The sequence below is a fragment of the Undibacterium sp. GW821-FHT11B02 genome (assembly GCF_058808955.1).
Window position 1 is genome coordinate 13,816 of the sequence record NZ_JBXASD010000024.1, and the last position, 15,080, is coordinate 28,895.

General features: G+C 49.8%; 10 protein-coding genes and 4 tRNA genes. 13 read left to right on the plus strand and 1 reads right to left on the minus strand.

The window, feature by feature from the left end:
• Window positions 1-8 precede the first annotated feature (8 nt).
• Complete coding sequence (locus tag AC1RVX_RS29570) at window positions 9-617, minus strand: TetR/AcrR family transcriptional regulator (RefSeq protein WP_493220173.1); 609 nt, start codon at window positions 615-617, stop codon at window positions 9-11.
• 269 nt (window positions 618-886) lie between these two features.
• Here AC1RVX_RS29570 and AC1RVX_RS29575 point away from each other — a divergent pair.
• The 13 genes from AC1RVX_RS29575 to rpoC all read left to right on the plus strand — a co-directional run bounded on the left by AC1RVX_RS29575 (window position 887) and on the right by rpoC (window position 14,970).
• Window positions 887-972, plus strand: a tRNA-Tyr gene (locus AC1RVX_RS29575).
• Window positions 973-1,018: 46 nt separating this feature from the next.
• Window positions 1,019-1,092, plus strand: a tRNA-Gly gene (locus AC1RVX_RS29580).
• Window positions 1,093-1,126: 34 nt separating this feature from the next.
• Window positions 1,127-1,201 (plus strand) — tRNA-Thr (locus AC1RVX_RS29585).
• A 78-nt stretch (window positions 1,202-1,279) separates the two neighbouring features.
• A complete protein-coding gene (tuf, locus tag AC1RVX_RS29590) occupies window positions 1,280-2,470 on the plus strand; it encodes an elongation factor Tu (RefSeq protein WP_493218507.1) in 1,191 nt (396 codons plus the stop codon).
• A gap of 74 nt (window positions 2,471-2,544) precedes the next feature.
• A tRNA-Trp gene (locus AC1RVX_RS29595) sits at window positions 2,545-2,620 on the plus strand.
• A 35-nt stretch (window positions 2,621-2,655) separates the two neighbouring features.
• Window positions 2,656-3,039 (plus strand): preprotein translocase subunit SecE, encoded by a 384-nt coding sequence (gene secE, locus AC1RVX_RS29600; protein WP_493220174.1) that lies wholly within the window; start codon window positions 2,656-2,658, stop codon window positions 3,037-3,039.
• A complete protein-coding gene (gene nusG / locus AC1RVX_RS29605) occupies window positions 3,039-3,632 on the plus strand; it encodes a transcription termination/antitermination protein NusG (protein ID WP_493220175.1) in 594 nt (197 codons plus the stop codon). Before secE ends, nusG begins: the two co-directional genes overlap by 1 nt.
• 154 nt (window positions 3,633-3,786) lie before the next feature.
• Window positions 3,787-4,218 carry a 50S ribosomal protein L11 gene (gene rplK, locus AC1RVX_RS29610; protein WP_493220176.1) on the plus strand — a complete coding sequence of 144 codons (432 nt, stop codon included), beginning with the start codon at window positions 3,787-3,789 and terminating at the stop codon, window positions 4,216-4,218.
• Window positions 4,218-4,913, plus strand: a complete 696-nt coding sequence (rplA, locus tag AC1RVX_RS29615; protein ID WP_110258377.1) for a 50S ribosomal protein L1 — start codon at window positions 4,218-4,220, stop codon at window positions 4,911-4,913. Before rplK ends, rplA begins: the two co-directional genes overlap by 1 nt.
• A gap of 294 nt (window positions 4,914-5,207) precedes the next feature.
• Window positions 5,208-5,744: a 50S ribosomal protein L10 gene (gene rplJ, locus AC1RVX_RS29620; protein ID WP_493220177.1), complete on the plus strand. Its 537-nt coding sequence runs from the start codon at window positions 5,208-5,210 to the stop codon at window positions 5,742-5,744.
• Window positions 5,745-5,796: 52 nt separating this feature from the next.
• Window positions 5,797-6,165 carry a 50S ribosomal protein L7/L12 gene (gene rplL, locus AC1RVX_RS29625; RefSeq protein ID WP_493220178.1) on the plus strand — a complete coding sequence of 123 codons (369 nt, stop codon included), beginning with the start codon at window positions 5,797-5,799 and terminating at the stop codon, window positions 6,163-6,165.
• A gap of 222 nt (window positions 6,166-6,387) precedes the next feature.
• Window positions 6,388-10,494, plus strand: a complete 4,107-nt coding sequence (gene rpoB / locus AC1RVX_RS29630) for a DNA-directed RNA polymerase subunit beta (RefSeq protein ID WP_493220179.1) — start codon at window positions 6,388-6,390, stop codon at window positions 10,492-10,494.
• 246 nt (window positions 10,495-10,740) lie between these two features.
• Window positions 10,741-14,970, plus strand: coding sequence for a DNA-directed RNA polymerase subunit beta' (gene rpoC, locus AC1RVX_RS29635; protein WP_493220180.1), 4,230 nt, complete (start codon window positions 10,741-10,743; stop codon window positions 14,968-14,970).
• Window positions 14,971-15,080: the final 110 nt, after the last annotated feature.

The following is a 15,080-nucleotide window of genomic DNA, read 5'->3' on the forward strand; positions in this document are numbered from 1 at the left end:
TTGGCCGGTCAGGTTGATTGATCATCCGTTGCAGATAATTCTGGCAAGCCTTCCATGCCGTGTATGAAAATCCGGGTGACCAGAGCGGCAAAGTCTGCGTATGACATCTTATCGCCTTCCTGTTGCGGTTTTAGCCATGTAAATGTCCAATTGATCATACCGAAAAGCAGCATCGTGATGGCGCTGCGGTTCTGGTCATCGGTACGTTGCGGAAAACGGCGTTGTATGGCTTTGCTGAACAGGTTCACGATGCTTCTTTGGGCGTCCAGTATCGACTGTCTTTGCGGTTCTTCCAGGAATTTCACGTCATTCAGCAGAGCGATATGCCTGGTCTGGGAATGTTCATATTCCGCCAGAAAAGCGGCAATAAGCTCGCTTAACCCGGTATGGGTTTCTGCCAGATGGATCAATACTTTGGTGTAACGGTCCAGTAAATCAAAGAGAATCGCTTCTTTACTGGCGTAATAGTGGTACAGCCTGGCTTTGGAAGTGCCGCAGGCTTGTGCCAGCAGGCTCATTGAGGTGCCAGGATAGCTGTAGCTGGCGAAGGCCTGTGCTGCCCGCTCCAAAATCTCGTCGCGTTGCAATTGGTGGTCGGGAGCCTGTGTGCGCGCCATGGGAAATATGCAAAATAGTTTGCTTGCATGATACAGCGACATCACGGTAGCGGGAAAAACTTCCTTCCGGCCATCGGTATTTACAGATCAAACAAAGGTCGACCCGACATTTTCGACAAAAGATGGCAATCCGGTATCTTGTGGTAAAAATGAATAAAATCATATGCTTAAGAGCAATTTTTGACCGGTTTGCGGTGGGGGCAGGGAAGAAATTCTCAAATAGGTATTGACAGTTGGGTCGGACATCTCCATAATTCGGGGTTCCCTGCGGAGAGGTGGCCGAGTGGTTAATGGCAGCAGACTGTAAATCTGCCCTCTTGCGAGTACGCTGGTTCGAATCCAGCCCTCTCCACCAGGTAAAGAATTGAATTAAGAAATTAGCGGCTGAAGTGGTGGCCTTTGCGGGTGTAGCTCAATGGTAGAGCTGAAGCCTTCCAAGCTTATGACGAGGGTTCGATTCCCTTCACCCGCTCCAGTTTTACTTGCGCGTGTTTTTGCGCAAACAAGCTGCCCTTGTAGCTCAGTGGTAGAGCACTCCCTTGGTAAGGGAGAGGCCACGTGTTCAATCCACGTCAAGGGCACCATGGTTTATCTGGTGTTTTCAAGTCTGATTTGTCGGGCGCGTGCCTGAGCATTCTCATCAAAATCGTTAGGAGTCCAAAATGGCAAAAGGTAAGTTCGAGCGCACCAAGCCGCACGTAAACGTAGGCACAATTGGTCACGTTGATCACGGCAAAACCACACTGACAGCAGCGATCGCGACAGTCTTGTCGAAGAAATTTGGCGGCGAAGCCAAAGCCTACGACCAGATCGATGCAGCGCCAGAAGAAAAAGCGCGCGGTATTACTATTAATACAGCCCACGTCGAATACGAAACAGCAAACCGCCACTACGCCCACGTAGACTGCCCAGGCCATGCTGATTATGTTAAAAACATGATCACCGGTGCAGCACAGATGGACGGCGCGATCCTGGTTTGCTCCGCAGCAGACGGTCCAATGCCACAAACACGTGAACACATCCTGTTGGCCCGCCAAGTTGGCGTTCCCTACATCATCGTGTTCCTGAACAAGTGCGACATGGTTGACGATGCAGAATTGCTGGAACTGGTTGAAATGGAAGTTCGTGAATTGTTGTCCAAATACGAATTCCCAGGCGACGACCTGCCAATCATTCAAGGTTCCGCTAAATTGGCCCTCGAAGGCGACAAAGGCCCATTGGGCGAAGAAGCCATCATGAAACTGGCTGAAGCGCTGGATTCCTACATTCCAACACCAGAACGTGCTGTTGACGGCGCCTTCTTGCTGCCAGTAGAAGACGTATTCTCCATCTCTGGTCGCGGTACAGTCGTTACAGGCCGTATCGAACGCGGTATCGTCAAAGTTGGCGAAGAGATCGAAATCGTTGGTATCAAAGACACAGTCAAGACAACTTGCACAGGCGTTGAAATGTTCCGCAAATTGCTCGACCAAGGTCAAGCTGGCGACAACGTTGGTGTATTGCTGCGCGGTACCAAACGTGAAGACATCCAACGTGGTCAAGTGTTGGCAAAACCAGGCTCCATCAAGCCTCACGCCCACTTCACAGGCGAGATCTATGTTCTGTCCAAAGATGAAGGTGGTCGTCATACCCCATTCTTCAACAACTACCGTCCACAGTTCTACTTCCGTACAACGGACGTAACTGGTTCGATCGAGTTGCCGAAAGACAAAGAAATGGTCATGCCAGGTGATAACGTCTCTATCACTGTTAAATTGATCAACCCGATCGCGATGGAAGAAGGCTTGCGCTTCGCTATCCGTGAAGGTGGCCGTACAGTCGGTGCTGGCGTTGTTGCTAAAATCATCGAGTAATTCAGTAGTAAACTGAGTGAAAAACGGCGACCTGCTTTAAGGTCGCCGTAGTAGTTCAGGTAGTTTAAAGATGTAGGGGTGTAGCTCAATTGGCAGAGCGACGGTCTCCAAAACCGTAGGCTGGGGGTTCGATTCCCTCCGCCCCTGCCACCATCAAGGCCACAGGCACCGAAAGTAAATAAAGTATGTCTAATCATCCCGTTCAAACTGTTAGTACATCCAATGACAAGTACAAAGTCATCTTGGCGGTAGTGGCTGCAGTTGCCGGTGTTGCTGCTTTTTATATTCTCGCTGGACAAGCGACGTGGATACGCGCCGCTGCTTTGGTTTTGGGGTTGGTGATTGCAGCAGGTTTTGTTGCAACTTCAGAAATGGGTCGTGATTTTTTCGATTTTGCCAAAGAATCGATTCGCGAAACCAAAAAAGTAGTTTGGCCAACAAGAAAAGAAGCGGGTCAGATCACAGCTGTTGTATTTGGCTTTGTGTTAGTGATGGCACTTTTCCTGTGGGGCGCTGATCAGTTGATCGGATTTGTGTTGTATGACGTAATCCTTGGATGGAAAAAATAATGAGCGATAACATTCAGGAAAACGAAGAAGGTACAGCGCCAACGGTGTCTGTACCTAAAAGTGCTAAAAGATGGTACGCCGTGCATGCTTATTCCGGTATGGAAAAGAGCGTGCATCGTGCATTGGTTGAGCGCATAGAACGCGCAGAGATGCAGGACAAATTCGGTCAGATTCTGGTTCCTACCGAAGAAGTCATTGAAGTAAAAAATGGCAAGAAGTCGGTTACCGAACGTCGCCTGTTCCCTAGCTATGTATTCGTTGAGATGGAAATGACCGACGATACCTGGCATCTGGTTAAAAATACCAGCAAGGTTACTGGTTTCATTGGTGGTAAATCGAATAAGCCATCGCCGATCCCGCAGCATGAAGTCGATAAGATTTTGCAGCAGATGCAGGATGGCGTAGAAAAACCAAGGCCAAAAGTCTTGTATGAAGTAGGTGAAGTAGTGCGTATCAAGGATGGTCCTTTCACTGACTTTAACGGTAATGTTGAAGAAGTGAACTACGAAAAATCCAAGGTCCGCGTCACGGTTACCATTTTCGGTCGCGCCACTCCAGTTGAACTGGAATTTGGTCAGGTCGAAAAAGTATAAAGAATTCACGTTGATCAGTACGTAACACAGCAATGTGTTGAAACTGATCAGGAAAACTCTTGTGCAATAGCAAGGATTTTCCAGCAGGCAGAGGAGCCTGTTGGTGTGACTTAACATTAACAGGCGCTACTACTCATTTATTGAAGGAGCCAACATGGCAAAGAAAATCATTGGTTTTATCAAGCTGCAAGTGCCAGCTGGTAAAGCAAACCCATCCCCACCTATCGGTCCAGCTCTGGGTCAACGTGGTCTGAACATCATGGAATTCTGCAAAGCGTTTAACGCACAGACCCAGGGTTTCGAACCAGGTATGCCTATCCCTGTCGTGATCACAGCATTTGCTGACAAGTCTTTCACTTTCGTGATGAAGACTCCTCCAGCAACTTACATGATCAAAAAGGCAGCTGGTATCACTAAAGGTTCTTCCAAGCCGCATACAGACAAAGTGGGTAAAATCACTCGTCAGCAAGCTGAAGAAATCGCGACTGTTAAACGCGCTGATTTGACAGCTGCCGATATGGAAGCAGCTGTGCGTACTATCGCAGGTTCCGCTCGTTCCATGGGCATCACGGTGGAGGGTCTGTAATGGCTAAGTTATCTAAAAAAGCAAAATTGCTGGCAACGAAAGTTGACCGCCTGAAAGTGTATCCATTTGACAATGCTATCGCTTTGATCAAAGAATGCGCTACAGCAAAATTCAATGAATCCATCGACGTATCCGTACAACTGGGTGTAGATCCTAAAAAATCTGACCAGGTAGTTCGTGGTGCTGTTGTATTGCCAGCTGGTACAGGCAAGACAGTACGCGTAGCTGTATTTGCACAAGGTGCAAAAGCGGAAGAAGCGAAAGCTGCCGGTGCTGATATCGTTGGTATGGAAGATTTGGCTGAACGTGTTAAAGCTGGCGATATGCCATTTGACGTCGTTATCGCTTCTCCAGACACCATGCGTATCGTTGGTACTCTGGGTCAGATCCTGGGCCCACGTGGCCTGATGCCTAATCCTAAAGTCGGTACAGTAACTCCTGACGTAGCTAATGCAGTTAAAAATGCAAAAGCTGGTCAAGTTCAATACCGTACAGACAAAGCCGGTATCATCCACACAACAATCGGCCGTAAGTCGTTTGCTGATGGCGATTTGAAATCCAATCTGGTTGCGCTGATCGATGCTTTGAACAAAGCAAAACCAGCATCCAGCAAAGGTGTGTATCTGCGTAAAGTATCCATCTCATCCACTATGGGTGCAGGCGTACGCGTAGACCACGCCAATCTGGCAGGTTAAGAATTAAGTCCCTGCATCGTATGATGCAGGGCGCATCTTTGGGCTGGATGTTTTGAACAAACATCCAGAGTGTCAAAGACCGTTGGGCCGAGTGTGTAAAGTGTTTAAAAAGCATGAGGTTAATATCTGAAGAGCAATCGACAGGTCCCAACGCAGATGGTGTACCCGAACAAGTTTTGTAGTGATTACTGGTCCCCCAGTGAAACTCCTAACTTCGGACGCCGTGTTCGAAACGATATGAGGGAAGTGCATCATTCCGGTGTATGGACTGAATATCATTAATGGAGGTTGACCGTGAGTCTCAATCTGAATGACAAAAAAGCCGTCGTCGCTGAAGTCTCTGCAAAAGTAGCAACTGCACAGACTATCGTCGTGGCCGAATATCGTGGCATCCAGGTCGGTCATTTGACGCAATTGCGTGCTAACGCACGTGCTCAAGGCGTATACATGCGTGTGTTGAAAAACACATTGGCACGTCGCGCCGTTGAGGGAACTGTATTTGCCAGCCTCGCTTCTGAAATGACCGGTCCGTTGATTTATGCAATCTCGGAAGATGCTGTTGCTGCTGCTAAAGTCGTTCAAGACTTTGCAAAAGGCAATGACAAACTGGTTGTTAAAGCTGGTAACTATGCAGGCAAATCGCTGGATAAATCTGGCGTTGTCGCATTGGCAAGCATTCCTAGCCGTGAAGTTCTGTTGGCGCAAGTGGTTGGCATGATGCAGGCTCCTGTATCTGCTTTCGCACGTGCTCTGGCAGCCGTTGCGGCACAGAAAGAATCCGGTTCTCCTGCGGCACCAGTAGCTGAAGCTGCTGAAGCCGTAGCAGAATAAGATTGTTTCCGTCAAATACCGTATCAATGTAATTAATTAATTGGAGTTTCAAATGGCAATTAGCAAAGACGATATCCTGGAAGCCGTAGGCGCGATGTCCGTAATGGACCTGAACGACCTGGTAAAAGCTTTCGAAGAAAAATTTGGTGTTTCCGCAGCAGCAGTAGCAGGCCCAGCAGCAGCTGGTCCAGCAGCAGCAGTTGAAGAACAAACAGAATTCAACGTAATTCTGGCTGAAGTTGGCGCAAACAAAGTTGGCGTCATTAAAGCAGTTCGCGAAATCACTGGCCTGGGCTTGAAAGAAGCTAAAGACCTGGTTGATGGCGCACCTAAAGCAGTTAAAGAAGCTGTTTCCAAAGCTGATGCAGATGCAGCTAAGAAAAAGCTGGAAGAAGCTGGCGCGAAAGCCGACATCAAGTAATTCAGGTACTATGGCAAGTCTTCGGATTTGCCCAAGTCAAAGACAGGAATCCTCTCGGAAGAGCGGGTTCCTCTTTGGCTTCTTTGTCGTTCAGGGTTGTTTAGCTGTTTATTAAGACCTAGGGTTGGGACTTGAGGTTTTTTTGTCACAGAGTTGCTATGTTTTATTTTTGTGACAAGAATCCTGAATTCTCTATCCTTCCTTGCCACTCACGGAGTGTCCATGCACTACTCATTTACTGAGAAGAAGCGTATTCGTAAATCTTTTGCGAAGCGCGCCAACGTCCACAACGTTCCGTTCTTACTGGCGACTCAAATTGAGTCTTACCAGAGCTTTTTACAAGAAGACAGAACACCGTCAACTCGCAAAAACGAAGGCTTGCAGTCTGCCTTCACGTCGATTTTCCCTATTGTTTCGCACAATGGCTTTGCACGTCTGGAGTTCCTGTCCTACGTTTTAGGCGATCCTGCATTTGACGTCAAGGAATGTCAGCTGCGTGGTCTGACTTATGCATCGCCTTTGCGTGCAAAAGTCCGCCTGGTTATCCTGGACAAGGAATCACCAACCAAGCCGGTAGTGAAAGAAATGAAAGAACAGGAAGTCTACATGGGCGAATTGCCTTTGATGACAACCACAGGTTCTTTTGTTATCAACGGTACTGAGCGGGTAATTGTTTCCCAGTTGCATCGTTCCCCAGGTGTATTCTTTGAGCATGATCGCGGCAAGACACATTCTTCCGGTAAATTGCTGTTTTCGGCAAGGATCATTCCTTACCGTGGTTCCTGGCTCGATTTTGAATTCGATCCTAAAGATATCCTGTTCTTCCGTATTGACCGTCGTCGCAAGATGCCAGTCACTATCCTGCTGCGCGCCATCGGCATGAGCAATGAACAGATTCTGGCCAATTTCTTTGTATTCGATAATTTCAACCTGCACAGCGATGGCGCAGAGATGGAATTTGTCGCAGAACGCCTGCGTGGCGAAGTTGCCCGTTTTGACATCAGCGACAAAGATGGCAAAGTCATCGTCGCCAAAGACAAGCGCGTCAATGCAAAACACGTACGTGAAATTGAAGCCGGTGGCATCAAGCACATTTCCGTGCCTGAAGACTACCTGCTGGGCCGTGTACTGGCTAAAAATATCGTTGATGCTGACACTGGTGAAATCATCGCCAATGCCAATGATGAGCTGACAGAAGAATTGCTGGGTCGCTTGCGTGATGCCAAAGTCACTGATATCCAGACTTTGTACACCAATGACCTGGATCAGGGTGCTTACATCTCGCAAACTTTGCGTGCAGATGACACAGCGGACCAGATGGCTGCCCGTGTTGCCATCTACCGCATGATGCGTCCTGGCGAACCACCAACAGAAGACTCTGTTGAAGCCCTGTTCAATGGCTTGTTCTATAGCGAAGAGCGTTACGATCTGTCCGCAGTTGGTCGCATGAAGTTCAACCGTCGTATCGGCCGTGATGAACTGACGGGTGCCATGACTTTGTCGAACGAAGACGTATTGGCCGTTATCAAGATTTTGGTTGAACTGCGCAATGGTCGCGGTGAAGTCGATGATATCGATCACTTGGGTAATCGTCGCGTACGTTGCGTAGGTGAGTTGGCTGAGAACCAGTTCCGTGCTGGTCTGGTACGTGTTGAACGTGCTGTCAAAGAGCGTCTGGGTCAGGCTGAAGCCGACAACCTGATGCCGCATGACCTGATCAACTCCAAGCCTATCTCTGCTGCAATTCGTGAGTTCTTCGGTTCTTCACAATTGTCCCAGTTTATGGATCAGACCAACCCATTGTCAGAAATCACGCATAAGCGTCGTATTTCCGCCCTGGGACCTGGTGGTTTGACACGTGAACGCGCTGGCTTTGAAGTCCGTGACGTTCATCCAACCCACTATGGCCGTGTATGCCCGATTGAGACTCCTGAGGGACCAAACATTGGTCTGATCAACTCTCTGGCGCTGTACGCACGTCTGAATGAATACGGTTTCCTGGAAACACCATACCGCAAGGTTGTTGACAGCAAGATCACCAGCCAGATCGATTACCTGTCTGCAATTGAAGAAGGTCGTTATATCATCGCTCAGGCGAATGCGACGATCGACGGCGAAGGCAAACTGATTGATGAGCTGGTGTCTGCCCGTGAAGCTGGCGAAACGATCCTGGTATCCCCAGAACGTATCCAGTACATGGACGTGGCAACAGGCCAGGTGGTTTCCGTTGCGGCATCGCTGATCCCGTTCCTCGAACACGATGATGCGAACCGTGCGCTGATGGGTGCCAACATGCAACGTCAGGCTGTTCCTTGCTTGCGTCCGGAAAAAGCATTCGTTGGTACAGGTATCGAACGTACCGTGGCAGTTGACTCCGGTACCACAGTACAGGCACTGCGTGGCGGTAAGGTTGATTACATTGATGCGGGTCGTATCGTTATTCGCGTGAATGATGCTGAAGCACAGGCTGGTGAAGTCGGTGTGGATATTTACAACCTCATCAAATACACCCGTTCCAACCAGAACACCAACATCAACCAACGTCCTATCGTCAAGGTTGGCGACATGGTTGCCAAGGGTGACGTGCTGGCCGACGGTGCATCGACCGATCTGGGCGAATTGGCCCTGGGTCAGAACATGCTGGTCGCCTTCATGCCATGGAATGGTTATAACTTCGAAGATTCGATCCTGATCTCTGAAAAAGTGGTGGCTGATGACCGCTATACCTCGATTCATATCGAAGAGTTGTCGGTCGTTGCCCGTGACACCAAGTTGGGTGCGGAAGAAATTACCCGCGATATCTCCAACCTGGCCGAAAACCAACTGGCTCGTCTGGATGAATCCGGTATCGTCTACATCGGTGCTGAAGTCACCGCTGGTGATACCCTGGTCGGTAAAGTGACACCAAAAGGTGAAACTCAACTGACACCAGAAGAAAAACTGCTGCGCGCCATCTTCGGTGAAAAAGCATCTGACGTTAAAGATACATCCCTGCGCGTGCCTTCCGGCATGGTTGGTACCGTTATCGACGTGCAAGTGTTCACCCGCGAAGGCATACAACGCGACAAACGTGCACAACAGATTATCGATGATGAATTGAAGCGTTATCGCCTCGATTTGAACGATCAGTTGCGTATTGTTGAAGGCGATGCATTTGAGCGTCTGGAACGTATGCTGGATGGCAAGATCGCTGACGGCGGTCCGGCTAAACTGGCTAAAGGCACCAAGATCACCAAAGAATACCTGGCCAGCGTGGATAAATACCACTGGTTCGATATTCGCCTGGCATCTGATGAAGCAGCCAATGCGTTGGTAGCGATGAAAGATTCCATCGCTGAAAAACGTCATCAGTTCGATCTGGCTTTTGAAGAAAAACGTACCAAGCTGACGCAAGGCGATGAATTGCCGCCAGGCGTACAAAAAATGGTCAAGGTCTACCTGGCTGTTAAACGTCGCCTGCAACCTGGTGACAAGATGGCGGGTCGTCACGGTAACAAGGGTGTGGTTTCCCGTATCGTGCCTATCGAAGACATGCCTTACATGGCTGACGGTACACCAGCCGACATCGTGTTGAACCCATTGGGTGTTCCATCACGTATGAACGTCGGTCAGGTTCTGGAAGTGCATCTGGGCTGGGCAGCCAAAGGTCTGGGCTTGCGTATTGGTGAAATGCTGAAAGCCAAAGCCAAGGTTGAAGAACTGCGTGATTTCCTGAAAAAGATTTATAACGAATCTGGCAAGAAGGAAGACATCGACGGCTTCTCCGACGCTGAGATCCTGGAATTGACCAACAACCTGAAACATGGCGTGCCATTTGCAACACCGGTATTTGACGGTGCGCATGAAGATGAAATCCGTCGCATGCTGGATCTGGCTTTCCCTGACCATATCGCAGCCCAACTGGGTATGACACCATCGAAGAACCAGGTTACCCTGTTCGATGGCCGTACTGGTGAAGCGTTTGAGCGTAAAGTCACACTGGGTTACATGCACGTTCTGAAACTGCACCATCTGGTCGATGACAAGATGCATGCACGTTCGACCGGTCCTTACTCTCTGGTCACGCAGCAACCACTGGGCGGTAAAGCTCAGTTCGGTGGCCAGCGTTTCGGTGAGATGGAAGTTTGGGCACTGGAAGCATACGGCGCGTCTTATGTCTTGCAAGAGATGTTGACCGTCAAGTCAGATGACGTGAATGGTCGTACCAAGGTGTATGAAAACCTGGTCAAGGGTGATCATGTGATCGACGCCGGTATGCCAGAGTCCTTCAACGTTCTGGTCAAGGAAATTCGTTCCCTGGGTATCGACATCGATCTCGAACGCAATTGATTTGAAAAAAGTTTGTAGTAATTAGTCGTAAAACCATCGCCTGGATACCATCCGGGCGGTGGTGTTATAAGAAGCTAGCTAGTAAGCAGTCTGGAAGCAGATAGTCGTTCCCGGTATTAGCGGAACCTGTGTCGCCAAGCGACCTGGCTCTCCCGCCGATGCGAACAGGGTCAGACGTCCTACATGCCTCCCTTGCAGCACCATTCAGCCACCAAGCGTTTTGCGCGCTTCACTGGAGTGATACACATGAAAGCCCTGCTCGATCTATTCAAGCAAGTCCAACCCAACGAACAATTCGACGCGATCAAGATTGGTCTGGCGTCCCCAGAAAAGATTCGTTCCTGGTCCTACGGCGAAGTTAAAAAGCCGGAAACCATCAACTATCGTACCTTCAAGCCTGAGCGCGACGGTCTGTTTTGCGCCAAGATTTTTGGCCCAATCAAAGATTATGAATGCCTGTGCGGCAAGTACAAGCGCCTGAAACACCGTGGCGTGATCTGCGAAAAATGCGGCGTTGAAGTGACTCTGGCCAAAGTGCGTCGTGAACGCATGGGCCATATTGAGCTGGCTTCGCCAACTGCGCACATCTGGTTCCTGAAATCCCTGCCATCCCGTCTGGGTATGGTATTGGACATGACTTTGCGTGATATCGAACGCGTTTTGTATTTTGAAGCATACGTTGTGACCGATCCTGGCATGACTCCGCTGAAAAAATGCCAGATCATGTCGGAAGACGACTACGCTGCCAAATACGAAGAGCATGGCGATGAATTCACTGCCTACATGGGTGCCGAAGGTATCCGTGAATTGCTGCGCTCCATCGACATCGACCGTGATGCAGAAACCCTGCGTACCGAGCTGAAAGAATCCAAATCTGAAGCCAAGATCAAGAAATACGCAAAACGCCTGAAAGTACTGGAAGCATTCCAGCGCTCCGGCATCAAGCCAGACTGGATGATCATGGAAGTGCTGCCGGTTCTGCCGCCAGAACTGCGTCCATTGGTCCCGCTGGATGGTGGCCGTTTTGCGACTTCCGATCTGAATGATCTGTATCGCCGCGTCATCAACCGTAACAACCGTCTGAAGCGTCTGATGGAATTGCGCGCCCCTGAAATCATCACACGCAATGAAAAGCGTATGTTGCAGGAAGCTGTCGATTCCCTGCTGGATAACGGTCGTCGCGGTAAGGCCATGACAGGCGCCAACAAGCGTCCTCTGAAATCCCTGGCAGAAATGATCAAGGGTAAGGGCGGTCGTTTCCGTCAAAACTTGCTGGGTAAGCGCGTCGATTACTCTGGCCGTTCCGTTATCGTGGTGGGTCCACAACTGAAACTGCATCAGTGCGGCTTGCCAAAACTGATGGCGCTGGAACTGTTCAAACCTTTCATTTTCAATAAACTGGAATTGATGGGTCTGGCAACAACCATCAAGGCAGCAAAGAAACTGGTAGAAATTCAAGAGCCAGTGGTCTGGGATATTCTGGAAGAAGTGATCCGCGAACATCCTATCATGCTGAACCGTGCGCCTACGCTGCATCGTCTGGGTATCCAGGCGTTTGAACCGGTCCTGATCGAAGGTAAAGCGATCCAGTTGCATCCACTCGTCTGCGCGGCTTTCAATGCCGACTTTGACGGTGACCAAATGGCGGTTCACGTTCCTCTGTCTATCGAAGCACAGATGGAAGCACGCACTTTGATGCTGGCATCGAACAATATTCTGTTCCCATCCAATGGTGAACCGTCTATCGTTCCTTCCCAGGATATCGTGTTGGGTCTGTACTACGCTTCCCGTGAAAAAATCAACGGCAAGGGCGAAGGCATGATGTTCCCCGACGTTTCAGAAGCGATCCGCGCCTGGGACAACAAGGAAGTCGAACTGGCTACCCGCGTAACAGTCCGTATTACCGAATATCCAAAAGACCCGGCAACTGGCGAATTCGTGAAAACCATCAAGCGTTATGAAACGACTGTTGGCCGTGCGATTTTGTCTGAAATCCTGCCTAAGGGTCTGCCATTTACCGTATTGAACCGTCCGCTGAAGAAAAAAGAAATTTCCAAGCTGATCGATACATCTTTCCGCAAGTGCGGCCTGCGCGCTACTGTCGTGTTCGCCGATCAATTGATGCAAATGGGTTTCCGCCTGGCGACACGCGCCGGTATCTCCATCTGTATCGATGACATGCTGGTACCACCACAAAAAGTAACACTGGTAGCGAATGCCGAGCACGAAGTCAAACAGATCGAACAGCAATATGCATCCGGTCTGGTAACTGCTGGTGAGCGTTACAATAAAGTGGTCGATATCTGGGGCAAGACCGGTGATGAAGTCGGCAAGGCCATGATGGAACAACTGAAAGTTGAACCAGTCACACGTCGCGACGGTACTGTTGGCACACAAGAATCTTTCAACGCCATTTACATGATGGCCGACTCCGGTGCGCGTGGTTCTGCAGCCCAGATTCGTCAGTTGGCAGGTATGCGTGGTCTGATGGCGAAACCGGATGGCTCGATTATCGAAACGCCGATCACCGCGAATTTCCGCGAAGGTCTGAACGTTTTGCAGTACTTCATTTCCACTCACGGTGCGCGTAAAGGTCTGGCCGATACGGCGTTGAAGACAGCGAACTCCGGTTACCTGACACGTCGTCTGGTTGACGTGACGCAAGATCTGGTCGTGGTTGAAGATGACTGCGGCACATCCAATGGTTCGTCCATGAAAGCGATCGTTGAAGGCGGTGAAGTTAACGTGCCTTTGCGTGACCTGATTTTGGGCCGTGTTTGCGCGAACGACATCGTCAATCCTGAAACACAGGAAACCCTGTACGAAGCCGGTTCCCTGCTCGACGAAACAATGGTAGAACGCATCGAAGCCCTGGGTATCGATGAAGTCAAAGTACGTACACCACTGACCTGCGACACACGCTACGGTCTGTGTGCGATGTGCTATGGCCGTGACCTGGGGCGCGGTAATCTGGTCAATTCTGGTGAAGCTGTCGGTGTTATCGCTGCACAGTCCATCGGTGAGCCAGGTACACAGTTGACGATGCGTACGTTCCACATCGGTGGTGCGGCATCCCGTGCAGCGGTTGCATCTTCTGTTGAAGCCAAGTCCAACGGTACCATCCGTTTCACGGCGACCATGCGTTATGTCACCAACGGTAAAGGCGATCAGATCGTTATTTCCCGTTCTGGCGAAGTGCTGATCACTGATGACCACGGTCGTGAACGTGAACGTCATAAAGTACCTTACGGCGCGACACTGATCGTCAAAGACGGTCTGGTCATCAAAGCTGGTACAGCATTGGCAACATGGGATCCATTGACCCGTCCTATCATTACCGAATACACCGGTACGGTGAAATTTGAAAACGTCGAAGAAGGCGTGACTGTTGCCAAACAGGTTGATGATGTGACTGGCTTGTCCACTCTGGTGGCGATCGATGCGAAACGTCGTGGTAGCGCAGCAGGCAAGACATTGCGTCCACAAGTCAAACTGTTGAATGAACAAGGCGAAGAAGTCAAAATCGCCGGTACAGAACATGCCGTGACTATCGGCTTCCAGGTGGGCGCGCTGATTACCGTGAAAGACGGTCAGCAAGTTCACGTCGGTGAAGTACTGGCACGTATCCCGACTGAATCACAAAAAACCCGTGATATTACCGGTGGTCTGCCACGCGTTGCCGAACTGTTCGAAGCCCGTTCACCAAAAGATGCCGGTATGCTGGCAGAAGTGACAGGTACGGTTGCGTTTGGTAAAGAAACCAAAGGTAAGCAACGTCTGGAAATCACAGATATGGACGGCGAGAAACACGAATTCCTGATCACCAAAGACAAACAAGTCCTGGTGCATGACGGTCAAGTCGTGAATAAAGGTGAGATGATTGTTGATGGCCCAGCCGATCCACAAGACATCCTGCGCTTGCTGGGTATCGAAGCGCTGGCACGTTACATCGTTGATGAAGTACAGGACGTGTACCGTTTGCAAGGCGTTAAGATCAATGACAAGCACATTGAAGTGATCGTGCGTCAGATGCTGCGCCGTGTTGTTGTGGTCAATCCAGGCGATGCCAACTACATCGTTGGTGAACAGGTTGAACGTTCTGAATTGCTGGATGAGAACGATCGTGTTGCTGCTGCTGGCGGTATTCCTGCAACGTATGAAAATATCTTGCTGGGTATTACCAAGGCATCTCTGTCTACTGATTCCTTCATTTCTGCGGCGTCCTTCCAGGAAACCACACGTGTTCTGACCGAAGCTGCGATCATGGGCAAAAAAGACGGTCTGCGTGGTCTGAAAGAAAACGTCATCGTTGGTCGTCTGATACCTGCTGGTACCGGCCTGGCCTTCCATCGTGCCCGCAAGTTGAAAGAAACTTGGGAAGCCGATGAACGCACAGCCTTGCTGGAAGCAGAAAAAGCAGCATTTGCTCCCTTGCCAGAAGTGACAGCAACTGATGCGGTAGATGGTGAAGCGTAAGTATTGAAATAAGCAATGAAATAAAGCAGGAAATAAAAACGGCACCGCTTTGGGTGCCGTTTTTTTTAACATCTCAGCATTTTAAATAGCTATCATGCTGCGGTAATCCA

Bases quoted from the DNA above. Each gene is read 5' to 3' on its own strand.
- rplK (WP_493220176.1), top strand. From the start codon at position 3,787: ATGGCAAAGAAAATCATTGGTTTTATCAAGCTGCAAGTGCCAGCTGGT.
- rplA (WP_110258377.1), top strand. From the start codon at position 4,218: ATGGCTAAGTTATCTAAAAAAGCAAAATTGCTGGCAACGAAAGTTGAC.
- rplL (WP_493220178.1), top strand. From the start codon at position 5,797: ATGGCAATTAGCAAAGACGATATCCTGGAAGCCGTAGGCGCGATGTCC.
- rpoC (WP_493220180.1), top strand. From the start codon at position 10,741: ATGAAAGCCCTGCTCGATCTATTCAAGCAAGTCCAACCCAACGAACAA.
- tuf (WP_493218507.1), top strand. From the start codon at position 1,280: ATGGCAAAAGGTAAGTTCGAGCGCACCAAGCCGCACGTAAACGTAGGC.
- secE (WP_493220174.1), top strand. From the start codon at position 2,656: ATGTCTAATCATCCCGTTCAAACTGTTAGTACATCCAATGACAAGTAC.
- nusG (WP_493220175.1), top strand. From the start codon at position 3,039: ATGAGCGATAACATTCAGGAAAACGAAGAAGGTACAGCGCCAACGGTG.
- rpoB (WP_493220179.1), top strand. From the start codon at position 6,388: ATGCACTACTCATTTACTGAGAAGAAGCGTATTCGTAAATCTTTTGCG.
- AC1RVX_RS29570 (WP_493220173.1), bottom strand. From the start codon at position 617: ATGGCGCGCACACAGGCTCCCGACCACCAATTGCAACGCGACGAGATT.